Origin of the sequence: Pseudogulbenkiania ferrooxidans 2002 (assembly GCF_000174355.1) — a bacterium.
GTDB lineage: Bacteria > Pseudomonadota > Gammaproteobacteria > Burkholderiales > Chromobacteriaceae > Pseudogulbenkiania > Pseudogulbenkiania ferrooxidans.
The window spans coordinates 69040-83819 of the sequence record NZ_ACIS01000001.1; the positions used below are offsets into that span (position 1 = coordinate 69040).

The 14780-nt window shown below is 65.2% G+C and carries 12 protein-coding genes and 1 pseudogene; 9 read left to right on the forward strand and 4 right to left on the reverse strand.

Features of this window, described 5'->3' with window-relative positions; all coding sequences use genetic code 11:
- Window positions 1–125 precede the first annotated feature (125 nt).
- Window positions 126–656 (reverse strand): hemerythrin domain-containing protein, encoded by a 531-nt coding sequence (locus tag FURADRAFT_RS00345; RefSeq protein WP_008952089.1) that lies wholly within the window; start codon window positions 654–656, stop codon window positions 126–128.
- A gap of 177 nt (window positions 657–833) precedes the next feature.
- Here FURADRAFT_RS00345 and FURADRAFT_RS20865 point away from each other — a divergent pair.
- Both FURADRAFT_RS20865 and ampD read left to right on the forward strand, forming a co-directional pair.
- A pseudogene (locus FURADRAFT_RS20865) lies at window positions 834–1223 on the forward strand (GNAT family N-acetyltransferase); the annotation flags it as partial.
- Between the two features lie 96 nt (window positions 1224–1319).
- A complete protein-coding gene (gene ampD, locus FURADRAFT_RS20870; RefSeq protein WP_236261512.1) occupies window positions 1320–1868 on the forward strand; it encodes a 1,6-anhydro-N-acetylmuramyl-L-alanine amidase AmpD in 549 nt (182 codons plus the stop codon).
- Between the two features lie 283 nt (window positions 1869–2151).
- On the opposite strand, the gene kup is transcribed toward ampD, so the two are convergent.
- Window positions 2152–4017, reverse strand: a complete 1866-nt coding sequence (gene kup / locus FURADRAFT_RS00355) for a low affinity potassium transporter Kup (protein WP_008952091.1) — start codon at window positions 4015–4017, stop codon at window positions 2152–2154.
- 286 nt (window positions 4018–4303) lie between these two features.
- On the opposite strand from kup, the gene FURADRAFT_RS00360 reads away from it, so the two are divergent.
- From FURADRAFT_RS00360 to guaD, 3 genes are all read left to right on the forward strand, one after another.
- Window positions 4304–6019, forward strand: a complete 1716-nt coding sequence (locus FURADRAFT_RS00360; protein ID WP_008952092.1) for a proline--tRNA ligase — start codon at window positions 4304–4306, stop codon at window positions 6017–6019.
- Window positions 6020–6069: 50 nt separating this feature from the next.
- Complete coding sequence (locus FURADRAFT_RS00365; protein ID WP_008952093.1) at window positions 6070–6762, forward strand: lytic transglycosylase domain-containing protein; 693 nt, start codon at window positions 6070–6072, stop codon at window positions 6760–6762.
- Between the two features lie 100 nt (window positions 6763–6862).
- Window positions 6863–8173 carry a guanine deaminase gene (gene guaD / locus FURADRAFT_RS00370; RefSeq protein WP_008952094.1) on the forward strand — a complete coding sequence of 437 codons (1311 nt, stop codon included), beginning with the start codon at window positions 6863–6865 and terminating at the stop codon, window positions 8171–8173.
- Window positions 8174–8277: 104 nt separating this feature from the next.
- On the opposite strand, the gene FURADRAFT_RS00375 is transcribed toward guaD, so the two are convergent.
- Window positions 8278–8793, reverse strand: a complete 516-nt coding sequence (locus FURADRAFT_RS00375) for an RDD family protein (RefSeq protein WP_008952095.1) — start codon at window positions 8791–8793, stop codon at window positions 8278–8280.
- A gap of 229 nt (window positions 8794–9022) precedes the next feature.
- Between FURADRAFT_RS00375 and ilvB the strand changes: the two genes are divergently transcribed.
- Genes ilvB through ilvC form a run of 3 tightly spaced genes read left to right on the forward strand, consistent with a single transcriptional unit; the run spans window position 9023 to window position 12363 of the window.
- Window positions 9023–10783 (forward strand): biosynthetic-type acetolactate synthase large subunit, encoded by a 1761-nt coding sequence (ilvB, locus tag FURADRAFT_RS00380; RefSeq protein WP_008952096.1) that lies wholly within the window; start codon window positions 9023–9025, stop codon window positions 10781–10783.
- A 15-nt stretch (window positions 10784–10798) separates the two neighbouring features.
- On the forward strand, window positions 10799–11290 hold the full coding sequence (gene ilvN, locus FURADRAFT_RS00385; RefSeq protein ID WP_008952097.1) for an acetolactate synthase small subunit: 492 nt from the start codon (window positions 10799–10801) through the stop codon (window positions 11288–11290).
- Window positions 11291–11346: 56 nt separating this feature from the next.
- Complete coding sequence (gene ilvC / locus FURADRAFT_RS00390; protein ID WP_008952098.1) at window positions 11347–12363, forward strand: ketol-acid reductoisomerase; 1017 nt, start codon at window positions 11347–11349, stop codon at window positions 12361–12363.
- A gap of 268 nt (window positions 12364–12631) precedes the next feature.
- Here the strand turns inward: ilvC and asd are convergent, their stop codons facing one another.
- Window positions 12632–13471: an archaetidylserine decarboxylase gene (gene asd / locus FURADRAFT_RS00395; protein ID WP_008952099.1), complete on the reverse strand. Its 840-nt coding sequence runs from the start codon at window positions 13469–13471 to the stop codon at window positions 12632–12634.
- Window positions 13472–13823: 352 nt separating this feature from the next.
- Between asd and pssA the strand changes: the two genes are divergently transcribed.
- Complete coding sequence (gene pssA / locus FURADRAFT_RS00400) at window positions 13824–14603, forward strand: CDP-diacylglycerol--serine O-phosphatidyltransferase (protein ID WP_008952100.1); 780 nt, start codon at window positions 13824–13826, stop codon at window positions 14601–14603.
- The last annotated feature ends 177 nt before the right edge of the window (window positions 14604–14780 follow it).

Sequence of the window (14780 nt, forward strand, 5' to 3'; positions counted from 1 at the left end):
CGAACCAGCCTGGGGGTGCTCGCAACGATGTCTTTCACCCGCTCTGAGCCTGATGATGCTTCGGAGCCAATAAAAACGGGATGGCGTACCATCCCGTTTTTTGTTGGATAAGGTTGGCCGAAGCCTCAGCCCGGTTGCTGCCGCCGCGCCGCCATGCGCTGCCCGGCCTGGCGCAGCTCCTCCTCGCTCAGGGTGGCGGCAACCAGCGGGAACAGCCAGTCCTCCTCCAGCTGGGCGTGGCTGCGGTAATGCACCGTGAAGGCGTGGATCGCTTCGGCGTCGACCCGCGCCGCCGTACCGTCCTGCAGCGCCAGCAGTTGCTTCCGCAGCGCCTGCCAGCGTTGGCCGAACATGACGTGATCGGCCGCCAGCCGCGCCAGCGGCGTGTCGGTGTCGGGCAGGCGCTGGCGCAATAGCGGGAACAGCTCGTCTTCCTCGTCGGCGTGGTGCGCCGGGCCGGCCACGTCGAAGTAGCGCAGGATACCCGCCACCGAACTCTGCAGTGCCGGGGTGACACCCTGTGCGGCGAGATAGCCGGGCAGCTTGTCGAGCAGGCTGCAGAAGTGGCGCACCTTGTCGTGGCAGGCGCCGAGCATCTCCAGCGGCGCGTCGAAGCTGGGGGCGGCATTCTGGCCGAGATTGTCGAGTCGCAGCATGGCAGGTTCCTGGTGGGATGGCAGGCGTCCAGTGTGCCCGAGCCCGGCGCGCGCGGCCATGACTGCGCTCAAGAAACGCCGGGCAGGCTGGCCGGCGCCGCGCTTCTGCACCACAATGACGGGGTATGCGCCCGTGGTGCGGCGCTGCGTCTCTCGCTCGTTACCAAGAGTCTCCCCATGGATCAACCGTTCGTTGTGCGCGCCCCCGATCTGGCCGAGCCGGGCCTGGCCGAAGCCGCGTTTCGCCTGCAGCTGGCGGCCCACCGCGTGGAACTGGACTGGCTGGGCGAACCGCCCGACCTGCCGCTGCTGTGGGATAGCCCGGCGGCTGTGACGGCCTGCCCCTATCGTCTGCTCGGCGCGTTCGAGGGCACGGCGCTGCGCGGTCTGCTGGTGTACGAGGAGGAGAGCGATACGGTGCATATCCAGCGTACCGTGGTCGATCCCGCCCATCTCGGCCAGGGCTGGGGCTACCGCCTGGTCAATGCGCTGCTGGCGCTCGCGCCGCGCGTCACGGTGGACACCGCCGAGGCCAACGCGGCGGCACTGCGCCTCTACGGCAAGGCCGGCTTCGTGCCGGAGCAGCGCTGGCACTCGCCGGGCGGGCTGGCGCTATGGCGGCTGGGCTACCGCCGTCCCCCCGACGAGGCGGTGCTGCCGGCGCTGTCGCTCGACGCCGCCGGCTGGGTGCCGGAGGCGCGCCGCTGTCCCTCGCCCAACCGCGACGCGCGCGCCGCCGGCGTGGCGACGGAATTGCTGGTGGTGCACAACATCAGCCTGCCGCCGTACCGCTACGGCGGTCCGGGCGTGGAGCAGCTGTTCACCAACACGCTCGACCCTGCCGCGCATCCCTACTACGCCACCATCCACCACTTGCGCGTCTCGGCGCATTTCTTCATCCGCCGCGACGGCGAGCTGGTGCAGTTCGTGCCGGTGACCGAGCGCGCCTGGCACGCCGGGGTGTCGAGCTGGCATGGGCGCGAGCGTTGCAACGATTTCTCGCTCGGGGTGGAACTGGAGGGCTGCGACTTCGAGCCGTTTGCCGACGCCCAGTACCGTACCCTGATCGCGCTGGCGCGCCTGCTCAAGCAACAACTGGGGCTGACCGGCATGACCGGCCACGAACACATCGCGCCGGGGCGCAAGACCGATCCCGGCCCGTTCTTCGACTGGGCGCGGCTGAGACGACTGGTGGACCTGCCGGCCGAGTGAGCGCCTATCCCATTAGACGGCTGCGCCTTCGCATCTTGAGTGCCGGTAGACTGCGTGCGAATCCATCGCTGAGCCAATCGAAGATTGGCACGCAGAGATTGGCTCAGCGATGCGGAATCCTCATGTACTTTGAGTACATTCCGGTTCCTGTGCGCTGGCGGCGCTCAATCTGCCTTGGCTCGCTCGCCTACTGGGATGGCTCTATGGGTTTTATTTTTGATTAATCCGGTGCATGCAAAACGGCCGCTGAGCGGCCGTTTTGTGTGTTCGGAGAGGAGGGGCACTACAGCTCGATCTGCGCACCCAGCTCCACCACGCGGTTGGTCGGGATGTGGAAGAAGTCGGTGGCCCTCAGCGCGTTCTTGCTCATCCACACGAACAGCTGCTCGCGCCAGCGCGCCATGCCCGGACGCGCGGTGGACAGCAAGGTTTCGCGCGACAGGAAGAACGAGGTATCCATCACCTCGAATTCGAGGCCCTGCTGGGCGCACAGATCGAGGATTTCCTGCACGTTCGGCGTTTCCTGGAAGCCGTAGAACGCCTCGACCTGCCAGAACGAATTGGACAGGCGGGTGATGCGTACCCGCTCCGCCGGTGCCACGTAGGGCACGTCCTCGCCTTGCATTGTCAGCAACACGATGCGTTCATGCAGCACCTTGTTGTGTTTCAGGTTGTGCAGCAGGGCGTGAGGGACGCCCTGCAGCGTGCTGGTCAGGAACACCGCGGTGCCCTGCACCCGGCTGGGCGGGAACGACTCCATGTTCTCGACGAAGCTGTCGAGCGGGATGGCGTGTTCGGTCAGTCGCTCGACCAGGATCTCGCGGCCGCGCTTCCAGGTTGCCATCAGCGTGAAGACCGCGAGCCCGATCAACAGCGGCAGCCAGCCGCCGGAGAACAGCTTGAGCGCGTTGGCACTGAAGAAGCCGGTGTCGATCACCAGGAAGAATGAGGTCACCGCCAGCGCCAGCGGCTGCGGCCAGCCCCAGTTGGCGCGCGCCACGATATAGGCCAGTAGCGTGGTGATCAGCATGGTGCCGGTCACCGCGATGCCGTAAGCGGCAGCCAGGTTGCCGGACGATTTGAACGCCAGCACCACCACCATCACCGCGACCAGCAGCCCCCAGTTCACGAACGGCATGTAGATCTGGCCGATCTCCTTGGCCGAGGTGTGCAGGATGCCCATGCGCGGGCAGTAGCCCAGCTGGATCGCCTGGCGCGTCAGCGAGTAGGCGCCGGAGATCACCGCCTGCGAAGCAATCACGGTGGCCAGCGTGGCGAGGATGATCAGCGGCATCAGCGCCCAGGACGGGGCCAGCAGGTAGAACGGGTTGCGGATCGCCGACGGGTCCGTCATCAGCAGGGCGCCCTGGCCGAAGTAGTTGAGCAGCAGCGCCGGCAGCACCAGGTTGAACCAGGCCAGGCGGATCGGCTTCTTGCCGAAATGCCCCATGTCGGCGTACAGCGCCTCGGCCCCGGTCAGCGCCAGCACCACCGCGCCCAGCGCCAGGAAGGCGTCGTGACCGTGTTTGACCAGGAAGTCGAAGGCATACAGGGGGTTGAGCGCGGCCAGTACCTGGGGCGTCGCGGCGATCTGCATCAGGCCCAGCACGCCCAGCGTACCGAACCACAGCAGCATGACCGGTCCGAACAGCATGCCGACGCTGGCGGTGCCGAAGCGCTGGATCAGGAACAGCGCCATCAGCACCACGATCGACATTGGCAGCACGTAGGCTTCCAGCTCCGGCTTGATCACCTCCAGACCCTCGGCGGCGGACAGTACCGAAATCGCCGGGGTGATGATGGCATCACCGTAGAACAGCGCGGCGCCGAACAGCCCGAGCACCACGACCAGGCCGCGGCGCTTGCCCGAGGCGGCCTGACGGGCCAGCGCCATTAGCGACATGATGCCGCCCTCGCCGCGGTTGTCGGCCTTGAGGATGAAGATCACGTACTTGAGCGTCACCACGAACAGCAGCGACCAGAAAATCATCGACAGGATGCCGAGTACGTTGCCCGGGGTAACCGGCAAGCCGTGACCGGCGAAACATTCTTTAAGGGTATAGAGCGGACTGGTGCCGATGTCGCCGTACACCACGCCCAGTGCGGCGAGCGTGATGCCCGCCAGCGCCTGCTTGCTGTGTGCTTGCATAATGTTCTGTTTTTTGCCGTTTTTATGGCAGCAAGCCGTGTTGCGCGGAAGGTTGCTGCAGTGCGGTAGATGGTCAACGAGCGCGAAGCTTACTCCTGTGCCGGGACAGTGCAAAGAGCCGGCTGGTAAATGTCCCGGCAGGCCGGGGTTTCTGTCGGGAGCCTGCCACAGGCCGCGAAACGGTGCCAGGGCCGGCGGCGAAGGCGAGCGGTGCGCCGCTTCCCCCCGGACGGCGCAAACCGCTACAATCAACGCCATTTATCGGAATTTCCAAGGACATCCCGCCATGCGCGCCTCGCAGTTTTTCATCTCCACCCTGAAAGAAGCTCCCGCCGACGCCGACATCGTCAGCCAGAAACTGATGCTGCGCGCCGGCTTCATCCGCAAGGCCGCCGCCGGCATCTACTCGTGGATGCCGATGGGGCTCAAGAGCCTGCGCAAGGTGGAAGCGATCGTGCGCGAGGAAATGAACCGCGCCGGCGCCATCGAGGTGATCATGCCGATCGTGCAGCCGGCCGGGCTGTGGCAGGAAACCGGGCGCTGGGACACCATGGGCGAGGAAATGCTGCGCTTCAAGGACCGCCACGAGCGCGACTTCGTGATCCAGCCGACCTCCGAGGAAGTCGTCACCGACCTGATCCGCGGCGATCTGAAGAGCTACCGCGCGTTGCCGAAGAACTTCTACCAGATTCAGACCAAGTTCCGCGACGAGCGCCGCCCGCGTTTCGGCGTGATGCGCGGCCGTGAATTCACCATGAAGGACGCCTACTCCTTCGACCGCAGCGCCGACGCCGCCGGCGTCAGCTACGACAACATGTACGCCGCCTACTGCAAGATATTCGACCGCATCGGCCTGACCTACCGCGCCGTAGCGGCCGACACCGGCGCCATCGGCGGCGACCGCTCGCACGAATTCCAGGTGATCGCCGCCACCGGCGAAGACGCCATCATCTACTGCCCGGACTCCGACTACGCCGCCAACATCGAGCTGGCCGAAGCCGTGGCCCCGGCCGGCGAGCGTCCGGCGCCGGGTGCCGCCATGGAAAAGGTGTACACCCCGAAGGTCAAGACCATCGCCGACCTGGTGGACTTCCTCAAGGCCGACATCAAACAGACCGTCAAGGCCATCGTGGTGGACGGTGACGGCGAAGACGGCCAGCCGGTGCTGCTGTTGGTGCGTGGCGACCACGAACTGAACGAGGTCAAGGCCGGCAAGCTCGATGGGGTGAAGAGCCCGCTCACCTTCGCCAGCCCGGACGCCATCCGTGCCTCCTTCGGTGCCAACCCGGGCTCGCTCGGTCCGGTCAACTTCCCGGGCAAGGTCTACGCCGACCGCACCGTGGCCAAGATGGCCGACATGATCACCGGCGCCAACGAGGACGACCAGCACTTCACCGGCGTCAACTTCGGCCGCGACTGCCCGGAACCGATCGTCGCCGACATCCGCAACGTGGTGGCCGGCGACCCGAGCCCGGACGGCAAGGGCGTGCTGGCCATCGAGCGCGGCATCGAGGTCGGCCACGTGTTCTACCTCGGCACCAAGTACTCCCAGGCGATGAACGCCACCTTCCTCGATGAAGACGGCAAGCCCAAGTTCTTCGAGATGGGTTGTTACGGCATCGGCGTGACTCGCATCCTGGGCGCCGCCATCGAGCAGAACTTCGACGCCAAGGGCATCATCTGGCCGGACGCCATCGCACCGTTCACCGTGGTGCTGTGCCCGGTCGGCTACGACCGCTCGGCCGAGGTCAAGGCCGCCGCCGACCAGCTCTACGCCGAGCTGGTCGCCAACGGCGTGGACGTCATCCTCGACGACCGCGGCGAGCGCCCGGGTGCGATGTTCGCCGACTGGGAGCTGATCGGCGTGCCGCACCGCGTCACCATCGGCGACCGCGGCCTGAAGGAAGGCAAGGTGGAATACCAGCACCGCCGCGACAGCGAAGCCACTGGCATGGCCGTCGATGCTATTCTGGAGCATGTGCTAGTCAAACTGGGTAAGTGATGCCTGCTGCCGCTCGTTCCGCCGTCTCGCTTTGCTGGCCGCGTCGTTCGATGCTGAGTCGCCCGTTCGGCGCGCTCGCACGCCAGCTGAGACAAGGGGCGTGGCGTGAGGGATGGGCCGTTCTCCTGGCGCTGGCGCTGTGCGCGGCGGTGCCGGCCTGGGCCGGCGCGCAGCGCGAGGAAGCGTTGTCGGCCAACGTGGCCTCGGCGATGCGTCGCTCGGTGAACGACGCCAATGCGCCGCGGCTGGTGTTCGACGACGCCCGCGAAGGCCAGGCCTGGCTCGCCGAGATGTCGCGCCGCCTGGAAAAACGCATCCCCGACGCCTGGATGCGGCAGCGTCTGCTCACCGCCATCCAGTACGAGGCCAGCCGCGCCGGCCTCGACCCGCAGCTGGTGCTGGGGCTGATCCAGGTCGAGAGCGGCTTCAAGAAGTACGCCATCTCCGGCGCCGGCGCGCGCGGGCTGATGCAGGTGATGCCGTTCTGGGTGCGCCATATCGGCAACAGCGAGCACAACCTGTTCGACCTCACCACCAACCTGCGCTACGGCTGTACCATCCTGCGCCACTACCTCGACCTGGAGCGCGGCAACCTGTTCCGCGCGCTGGGACGTTACAACGGCAGCCTCGGCCGGCCGGAGTACCCCAACCTGGTGCTGGGCGCCTGGCGCGCCCATTGGCAGTGGCAGCCGCCGGCGGCGCTGCGCACCGCCCGGCTGGAGTCGGGCGCCACCCAAAACTGAGTCGTCTTCCCGCACGCCACCGCCCGGTGGCGTTTTTCATGGGCGCCTGCCGGCGCGAACTGCCATGATGAAGCACGGACGATGTTCTAAGGAGCCCGGCATGAAAACCGCCATACGGGGGGCGCTGCTCACCTTCCGCCGCGACCCGCTGCTGGCCGGCGTCGAGGCCGGCATGTACTACGAGTCGGACGGCGTGGTGGTGATCGAGGCGGGCGGCGTCGCCGCCGTCGGGCCGGCGACGCTGCTGTCCGGGCTCGGCGCCGACGTCGCCGTGACCCACTACCCGGAGCACCTGATCCTGCCCGGCTTCATCGATTGCCACGTGCACTATCCGCAGACCGAGATGATCGCCGCCTACGGCGAGCAGCTGATCGACTGGCTCAACCACTACACTTTCGTCACCGAGCAGGCGTTCGCCGACAAGTCGCACGCCGCCGAGGTGGCCGAGGTGTTTCTCGCCGAGCAGCTGCGCCACGGCGTGACCAGCTCGGCGGTGTTCTGCACCGTGCACCCGGACTCCGTCGACGCCCTGTTCGAGGCGGCCGAGCGGCGCCAGATGCGGCTCCTGGCCGGCAAGGTGTGCATGGACCAGTACGCTCCGGCCGAACTGCTCGACAACGCCGAGCGCGCCTACGCCGAGTCCAAGGCGTTGATCGAACGCTGGCACCGCCGCGGCCGCGCCGAGTACGCCATCACCCCGCGCTTCGCGCCGACCTCGTCGGTGGCGCAGTTGGAGGCGCTGGGGGCGCTGGCGGCGGAATACCCCGACATGGCGATCCAGTCGCACCTGGCGGAGACGCCGGGCGAGATCGCCTGGGTCAAGTCGCTACACCCGGACTGTCCGCACTACACCGCGGTCTACCAGCGTTACGGCCTGTTGCGGCCGCGCGCCGTGTACGGTCACGGCGTGCACCTGGCGGACGAGGAACTGCAACTGCTCTACGACAGCGGCGCCAGCCTGGCGCACTGTCCCAGTTCCAACGCCTTTCTCGGCTCCGGCCGCTTCGACCTGCGCCGCGCCCGCGCCGTGCCGCGCCCGGTGCGGGTCGGACTGGCCACCGACCTGGGCGCCGGTACCAGCTTCTCGATGCTGCAGACCATGCGCTCGGCCTACGAGGCGGCGCAGACGCACGGTGTCGCGTTGTCGGCGCCGCAGGCGTTCTACCTCGCCACGCGCGGCAGCGCCGAGGCGCTGGGCATCGCGGACAAGGTGGGGTCGATCGAGGTCGGGCTGGAGGCCGACCTGGTGGTACTCAACCTGCGTTCCACCCCGCTGATCGACTTTCGCATGCGCTACGTCCGGGACATCGAGGAGGCGCTGTTCGTGCAGATGATCCTGGGCGACGACCGCGCCGTCGCCGCCACCTACGTAGCAGGCCAGCTGCAGCCCGCGGCCGGCTTGGCGGGGTGAGGAAACGAAAACGCTTCGGCCAACCGTTGAAGGTTGGCCGAAGCGTTTTGTCCTGGCCCCGCCCGTATCCTGGCATCGTGGAGCGGGGCCGGTCTTGCCCGGCGTTACGCCTTCTGGCGCGGCGGCAGCAGGACCTGGCGCGTGCCGGCCAGCTGGTCGTGCAGGAATTGGCGCTCCTTGTCGTGGAACGCCGCCAGGAACGGGATCAACCACCACAGCAGCGGCAGCCAGCGCGCCTCGGGCGTGTGGCCGAGGGCGCGTTCCCAGCCCAGGTAGCTCAACAGCGGCAGACCGACGAACAGCGCCAGCGCCACCAGGTAGCGCCCCAGCGCCTGCGGCCAGCCCACGCTTCCGCCGTCGCGCCCCACCAGCTTGATGCGCCAGGTCTTCATCGCCACCGTCTGGCCGCGCCGCACCCAAGACAGGCCGAAATAACCGAACAGCGCCGCCGCCAGGAACAGGCGGAACAGCTGCTCGAGCCAGAACGAGGCGCCGAGCCAGGCCTTGAGCGGGGTGAACAGTGCCGAGGCGAGCAGCAGCACCGCCAGCATCAGCAACAGTTCGTACAGCAAGCAACACAGGCGACGGGTCAAGCCGGGGGTGGTCAGGGAAGATGTCATGCCGAAAACGGGAATGGTTGGTCGGGGCAAGTGCGCGCGATCATTCAGCACGCTATCAGAGCGCCATGGTAGCAGAGCCCGATGGAGGCGGATACCCGCCCTAGGGGCGCCTTAACCATTGGATTTGCGTGGATTTTGCATGTGCACAAAAGCCCTTGACCGGTCTTTCCAAGATACGCTAAGGTCAGAGGCTATAACGGGACAAAACCACCACATAAAAGAGGCAACGATGCAGATTTCGGGCGCGGAGATCGTAGTCCGCTGCCTGCAGGAAGAAGGAGTCGAGTTCGTTTTCGGCTACCCCGGCGGCGCGGTACTAGAAATTTATGATGCCATCTTCAAGCAGAGCCAGTTCAAGCATGTTCTGGTACGGCACGAGCAGGCAGCGGTGCATGCCGCCGACGCCTACTCGCGTTCCAGCGACAAGGTCGGCGTGGCACTGGTCACTTCCGGTCCGGGCGCGACCAATGCCGTGACCGGCATTGCCACCGCCTACATGGACTCGATTCCGATGGTTGTGCTGTCTGGCCAGGTGCCGACGCCGGCCATCGGTCTGGACGCCTTCCAGGAAGTCGACATGGTCGGTATCACCCGGCCGTGCGTGAAGCACAACTTCCTGGTCAAGGACATCAACGAGCTGGCGGAAACCATCAAGAAGGCGTTTTACATCGCCAAGACCGGTCGCCCCGGTCCGGTGGTGGTCGACATCCCCAAGGATGTGACGCAGAAGCTGGCCGAGTTCCACTACCCGGAAAGCGTCAGCATCCGCTCCTACGTGCCGGTGCTGCGCGGCCATCCGGGCCAGATCCGCAAGGCCGTCAACCTGCTGCTGGAAGCCAAGCGCCCCTACGTCTACGTCGGCGGCGGCGCGGTGCAGGGCGCGGCGGAGCAGGAAGTCACCGAACTGGTGCGCTCGCTCGGGCTGCCGTGTACCAACACCCTGATGGGCCTGGGCGCCTATCCGGGCAGCGATCCGCAGTTCCTCGGCATGCTCGGCATGCACGGCACCTACGAAGCCAACATGGCGATGCAGAACTGTGACGTGCTGATTGCCGTGGGTGCTCGCTTCGACGACCGCGTGATCAGCGTGCCGTCGCACTTCCTGTCCAAGCCGAAGAAGATCGTCCATATCGACGTCGATCCGTCTTCCATCGCCAAGCGCGTCAAGGTCGACGTGCCTATCGTCGGCGACGTCAAGTACGTGCTGCGCGACATGCTCGACCAGCTCAAGGAAAGCGGCAAGAAGCCCGATCCGGCTGCGCTGGCGGCGTGGTGGAAGCAGATCGAAGAATGGCGCGCGCCCAATTCGCTGCTGTATGCTCCCTCCAACGAGCTGATCAAGCCGCAATACGTGGTGGAAAAGCTGTACGAAATCACCGGCGGCGATGCCATCATCACCTCCGACGTCGGCCAGCACCAGATGTGGGCGGCGCAGTACTACAAGTTCGACCGGCCCAAGCAGTGGCTCAACTCCGGTGGCCTCGGCACCATGGGCTTCGGCCTGCCGGCCGCCATCGGCGCCCAGCTGGCCAACCCGGACAAGGCCGTCGCCTGCATCACCGGCGAGGGCTCGATCCAAATGAACATCCAGGAGCTGTCCACCGCCAAGCAGTACCACACCCCGGTCAAGGTCGTCAGCCTGAACAACCGTTACCTGGGCATGGTGCGCCAGTGGCAGGAGTTCTTCTACGGTACGCGCTACTCCGAGTCGTACATGGACGCGCTGCCGGATTTCGTCAAGATCGCCGAGGCCTACGGCCACGTCGGCTTCAAGATCGAGAATCCGGCCGACGTCGAGCCGGTGCTGCGCGAAGCCTTCAGCCCGGCGCTGAAGGAACGCCTGGTGTTCTTGGATTTCCGTACCGATCAGTCGGAAAACGTGTTCCCGATGATAGGCAACGGCAAAGGTCTGGACGAAATGGATCTGCCGCCGCATATGAGGAAAACCGACGAGCCGGATGCCGAACGCGACTACGGCAACCTGTGCTGATTGAAGGGCGGACAAATGCGACATATTCTTTCCATTCTTCTGGAGAATGAAGCGGGGGCTCTTTCCCGCGTAGTGGGCCTGTTTTCGGCCCGGGCGTACAATATCGACTCCCTGACAGTGTCCACGACCGAGGACCGGACACTGTCGCGCATGACGATCGTCACGCACGGCTCCGACGACGTTATCGAGCAGATCACCAAGCAGCTCAACAAGCTGATCGAGGTGGTCAAGGTGATAGACCTCAACGAATCCGAGCACATCGAACGGGAGATGATGCTGATCAAGGTGCGCGCTACCGGCAAAGACCGGGAAGAAATGAAGCGCATGGCGGATATCTTCCGCGGTCGCATCATCGACGTGACGGAAAAGACTTACACCATCGAGCTGACCGGTACGAGCGACAAGCTGAATGCCTTTATCGAGGCGATCGACCGCACAGTGATCCTGGAGACGGTTCGTACTGGCGCATCCGGCATTGGCCGCGGTGAGCGGGTTCTGAAAATCTGATAAATCGATCAATACGGACGGAGTCATCTCCGTTCGGCTGAAGGGAAAGACAAAAAATGAAAGTGTTTTACGACAAGGACGCCGATCTGTCGATCATCAAGGGCCTGCAGGTGACCATCGTTGGCTACGGCTCGCAAGGCCACGCTCACGCCCAGAACCTGAAGGACTCCGGTGTCAACGTCACCGTGGCCCTGCGCAAGGACGGCGCTTCCTGGAACAAGGCCGTTGCTGCCGGTCATCAGGTGGAGGAAGTTGCCGAGGCAGTGAAGGAAGCCGACGTCGTCATGATCCTGCTGCCGGACGAGTCGCAGCCGGACGTGTATCGCAAAGACATCGAGCCGAACCTGAAGCAAGGCGCGGTACTGGCCTTCGCCCACGGCTTCAACGTGCACTACAACCAGATCGTGCCGCGCGCCGACCTGGACGTGGTCATGGTTGCCCCGAAAGGCCCGGGCCACACCGTGCGCTCCGAGTACGTCAAGGGCGGCGGCGTGCCGACCCTGATCGCCGTGTACCAGGACAAGTCCGGCAAGGCCCGCGACATCGCCCTGTCCTACGCTGCGGCCAACGGTGGCACCAAGGGTGGCGTGATTGAAACCAACTTCCGCGAAGAAACCGAAACCGACCTGTTCGGTGAACAGGCTGTGCTGTGCGGTGGCGCGGTTGAACTGGTGAAAGCCGGTTTCGAAACCCTGGTGGAAGCCGGTTACGCTCCGGAAATGGCCTACTTCGAGTGCCTGCACGAGCTGAAGCTGATCGTCGACCTGATGTACGAAGGCGGCATCGCCAACATGAACTACTCCATCTCCAACAACGCGGAGTATGGCGAGTACGTGACCGGTCCGGAAGTGGTGACCTCCGCCACCAAGGAAGCGATGAAAAAAGCGCTGTACCGCATCCAGTCGGGTGAATACGCCAAGATGTTCATCCTGGAAGGCAAGACCAACTACCCGAGCATGACCGCTCGTCGTCGTCTGAACGCCGTGCATCCGATCGAAACCGTTGGTGCCGAACTGCGTGCAATGATGCCGTGGATCGCCAAGAACAAACTGGTGGACCAGTCCAAGAACTGATTGACGTGCAGTTTGGCTAGTGAGGCCGGGGTTTCCCCGGCCTTTTTTCTTGCCCGGAAGCCGAGCAGTGCCTTCGGCGCGGGCGCGTTGCAGCGAGGTGCTACCGGGCGTGAGTGATGAGGGGAACTGCAGGTGGGATGGATGCGGCGCTTGCTCTGGCTGGCAAGCCCGTGTTGAGCGTGGCAGGAGAGGGGGGGGCGAGCGCGGCAGCGGCGGAGCCGCTGCCGCCTGGTCAGGAAGTATCGTCGGTCGGTTCGTTCGCCGGCACTCAGTCGGCCATGGCCTCGCCCATGCGCACCGCGCGGCCGGGTGCCCAGTCGGCATCGAACTGCAGCGGACCCTGCGGGAACAGCAGCACCACGGTGGAGCCGAGCAGGAAGCGTCCCATCTCCTCGCCCTGTTTCAGAGTGATGTCCTGGTCGCGGTAGTCCCAGTGGCGCACGTCGGCGCTACGTGGCGGGTTGATCACGCCGTGCCACACCGTGGCCATGCTGCCGACGATGGTGGCACCCACCAGCACCAGCGCGAACGGGCCGTGCGGCGAGTCGAAATGGCACACCACGCGCTCGTTGCGCGCGAACAGCGCGTCGACGCCGCGCGCGGTGGCCGGGTTGACCGAATACAGCTCACCCGGTACGTAGCTCATCGACAGCAGGCGGCCATCGCACGGCATGTGGATGCGGTGGTAGTCGCGCGGGCTGAGGTAGATGGTGGCGAACAGGCCGTCGTCGAACTGGCGCGCCAGCGCCGCGTCGCCGGCGAGCAGGGCGGCGCTGCTGAAGGATTTGCCCTTGGCCTGGAAGATCTGGTCGCGCTCGATGTGGCCGAACTGGCTGATGGCGCCATCCACCGGGCAGACCAGCCGCGTCGCCGCCAGTGGGCGCACGCCGGGCTGCAAGGCGCGGGTAAAGAAATCATTGAAGCTGGCGTAGGCACTGGGTTGGCGTGCTGCGGCTTCTGCCATGTTGACGTCGTAGCGGGCAATGAAGCGGCGTATCATCCACTGTGTCAGGGCGCCAGCGCGCTGGCGCGCGACGAAACCGAACAGGCGAGTGATCAGGAGCTTGGGCAGCAGGTGCTGCAGCAGGACGAAGAGGCGCTCTGACAAGGACGGGTTCCCAAAAGTTCGGTCAAAGCGGCAAAGTATAGCCTATTCGCCTGCCAGCCGCGCTGGCTGGACTGGCAAGGCTGACAAGGTGTTGCACGCCCGCCGCGCCGCTCGCGTTACAATAGCCGGCTAAGAACCGGTTAGCGCTCTTCGTGTGGTCCGCTGGAGCGGGTAAGGCGGGCATCTCTTTGCGCCTTGTCCGGCGCGGACGTGTCCTTGGCGGGGTCGGCCCTGGCTGTCATGCCGTCGGCCACGTGTCGAGCCGCTGCCATCCGTCAAAAGATCGTAAGCCGATTCGTTGATACCAACCGCAACGGTGCCTTGGTGCCGTTGTATTCTGCGGAAAGTGAAGATGCAGACTTCTGTCACACCCAGCCGGGAAAAGCCGACGCTCCGGCGCCAGGGCATTTACCTGTTGCCCAACCTGTTCACGCTGGCCGCGCTGTTCGCCGGTTTCTACGCCGTAGTGCAGGGCATGAACAAGAATTTCGAGTACGCCGCGATGGCGATCTTCATCGCCATGGTGCTGGACGGGCTGGACGGCCGCGTGGCGCGGCTGACGCACAGCCAAAGCGCCTTCGGCGCGGAGTTCGACAGTCTCTCCGACATGGTCAGCTTCGGCGTGGCGCCGGCCCTGGTGGCGTACGAGTGGATGCTGCGCGGGCTGGGCAAGCTGGGCTGGATGGTGGCCTTTATCTATTGCGCCGGCGCCGCACTGCGCCTGGCGCGCTTCAATACCATGATCGGCACCGCCGACAAGCGCTGGTTCACCGGCATCCCCAGCCCGGCGGCGGCGGCGCTGGTGGCCGGGCTGGTGTGGATCTGCCACGAGTACGGCTACAACGACCTGGCGATCCTGCCTTGGGTGGCGCTGGGCTTTACCGCCTTCGCCGGCATCTCCATGGTGACCAACGTCAAGTTCTGGAGCTTCAAGGAGATTCACCTGCGCCGCAAGGTGCCGTTCGTCGCCATGCTGGTGGTGGTGCTGGTGATCCTGCTCTTGGTGTCGAAGCCGCCGCTGGTGCTGTTCGGCTTCTTCGTCGGCTATGGCCTGTCCGGCTACGTGATGGCGCTGCTCGGCCTGTCGCGCAACAAGAGCGGGGGCAGTGGCGTGGCGTCTCCGGAGCAGTAAGCGACCCATTGCGGGATGCGGGAAAAAAGGCGGCCTTGGCCGCCTTTTTTTGCGTTCGTGGAGAGGCGTGGGCGGTTTACTGTAGAATCGTGTTGGACTAAATGTCTAATATTTGTTGATTGGACACACCGTAATGAGTTCATGTTCGAAAAGTTGGACGTTTATGTTTGACATTGT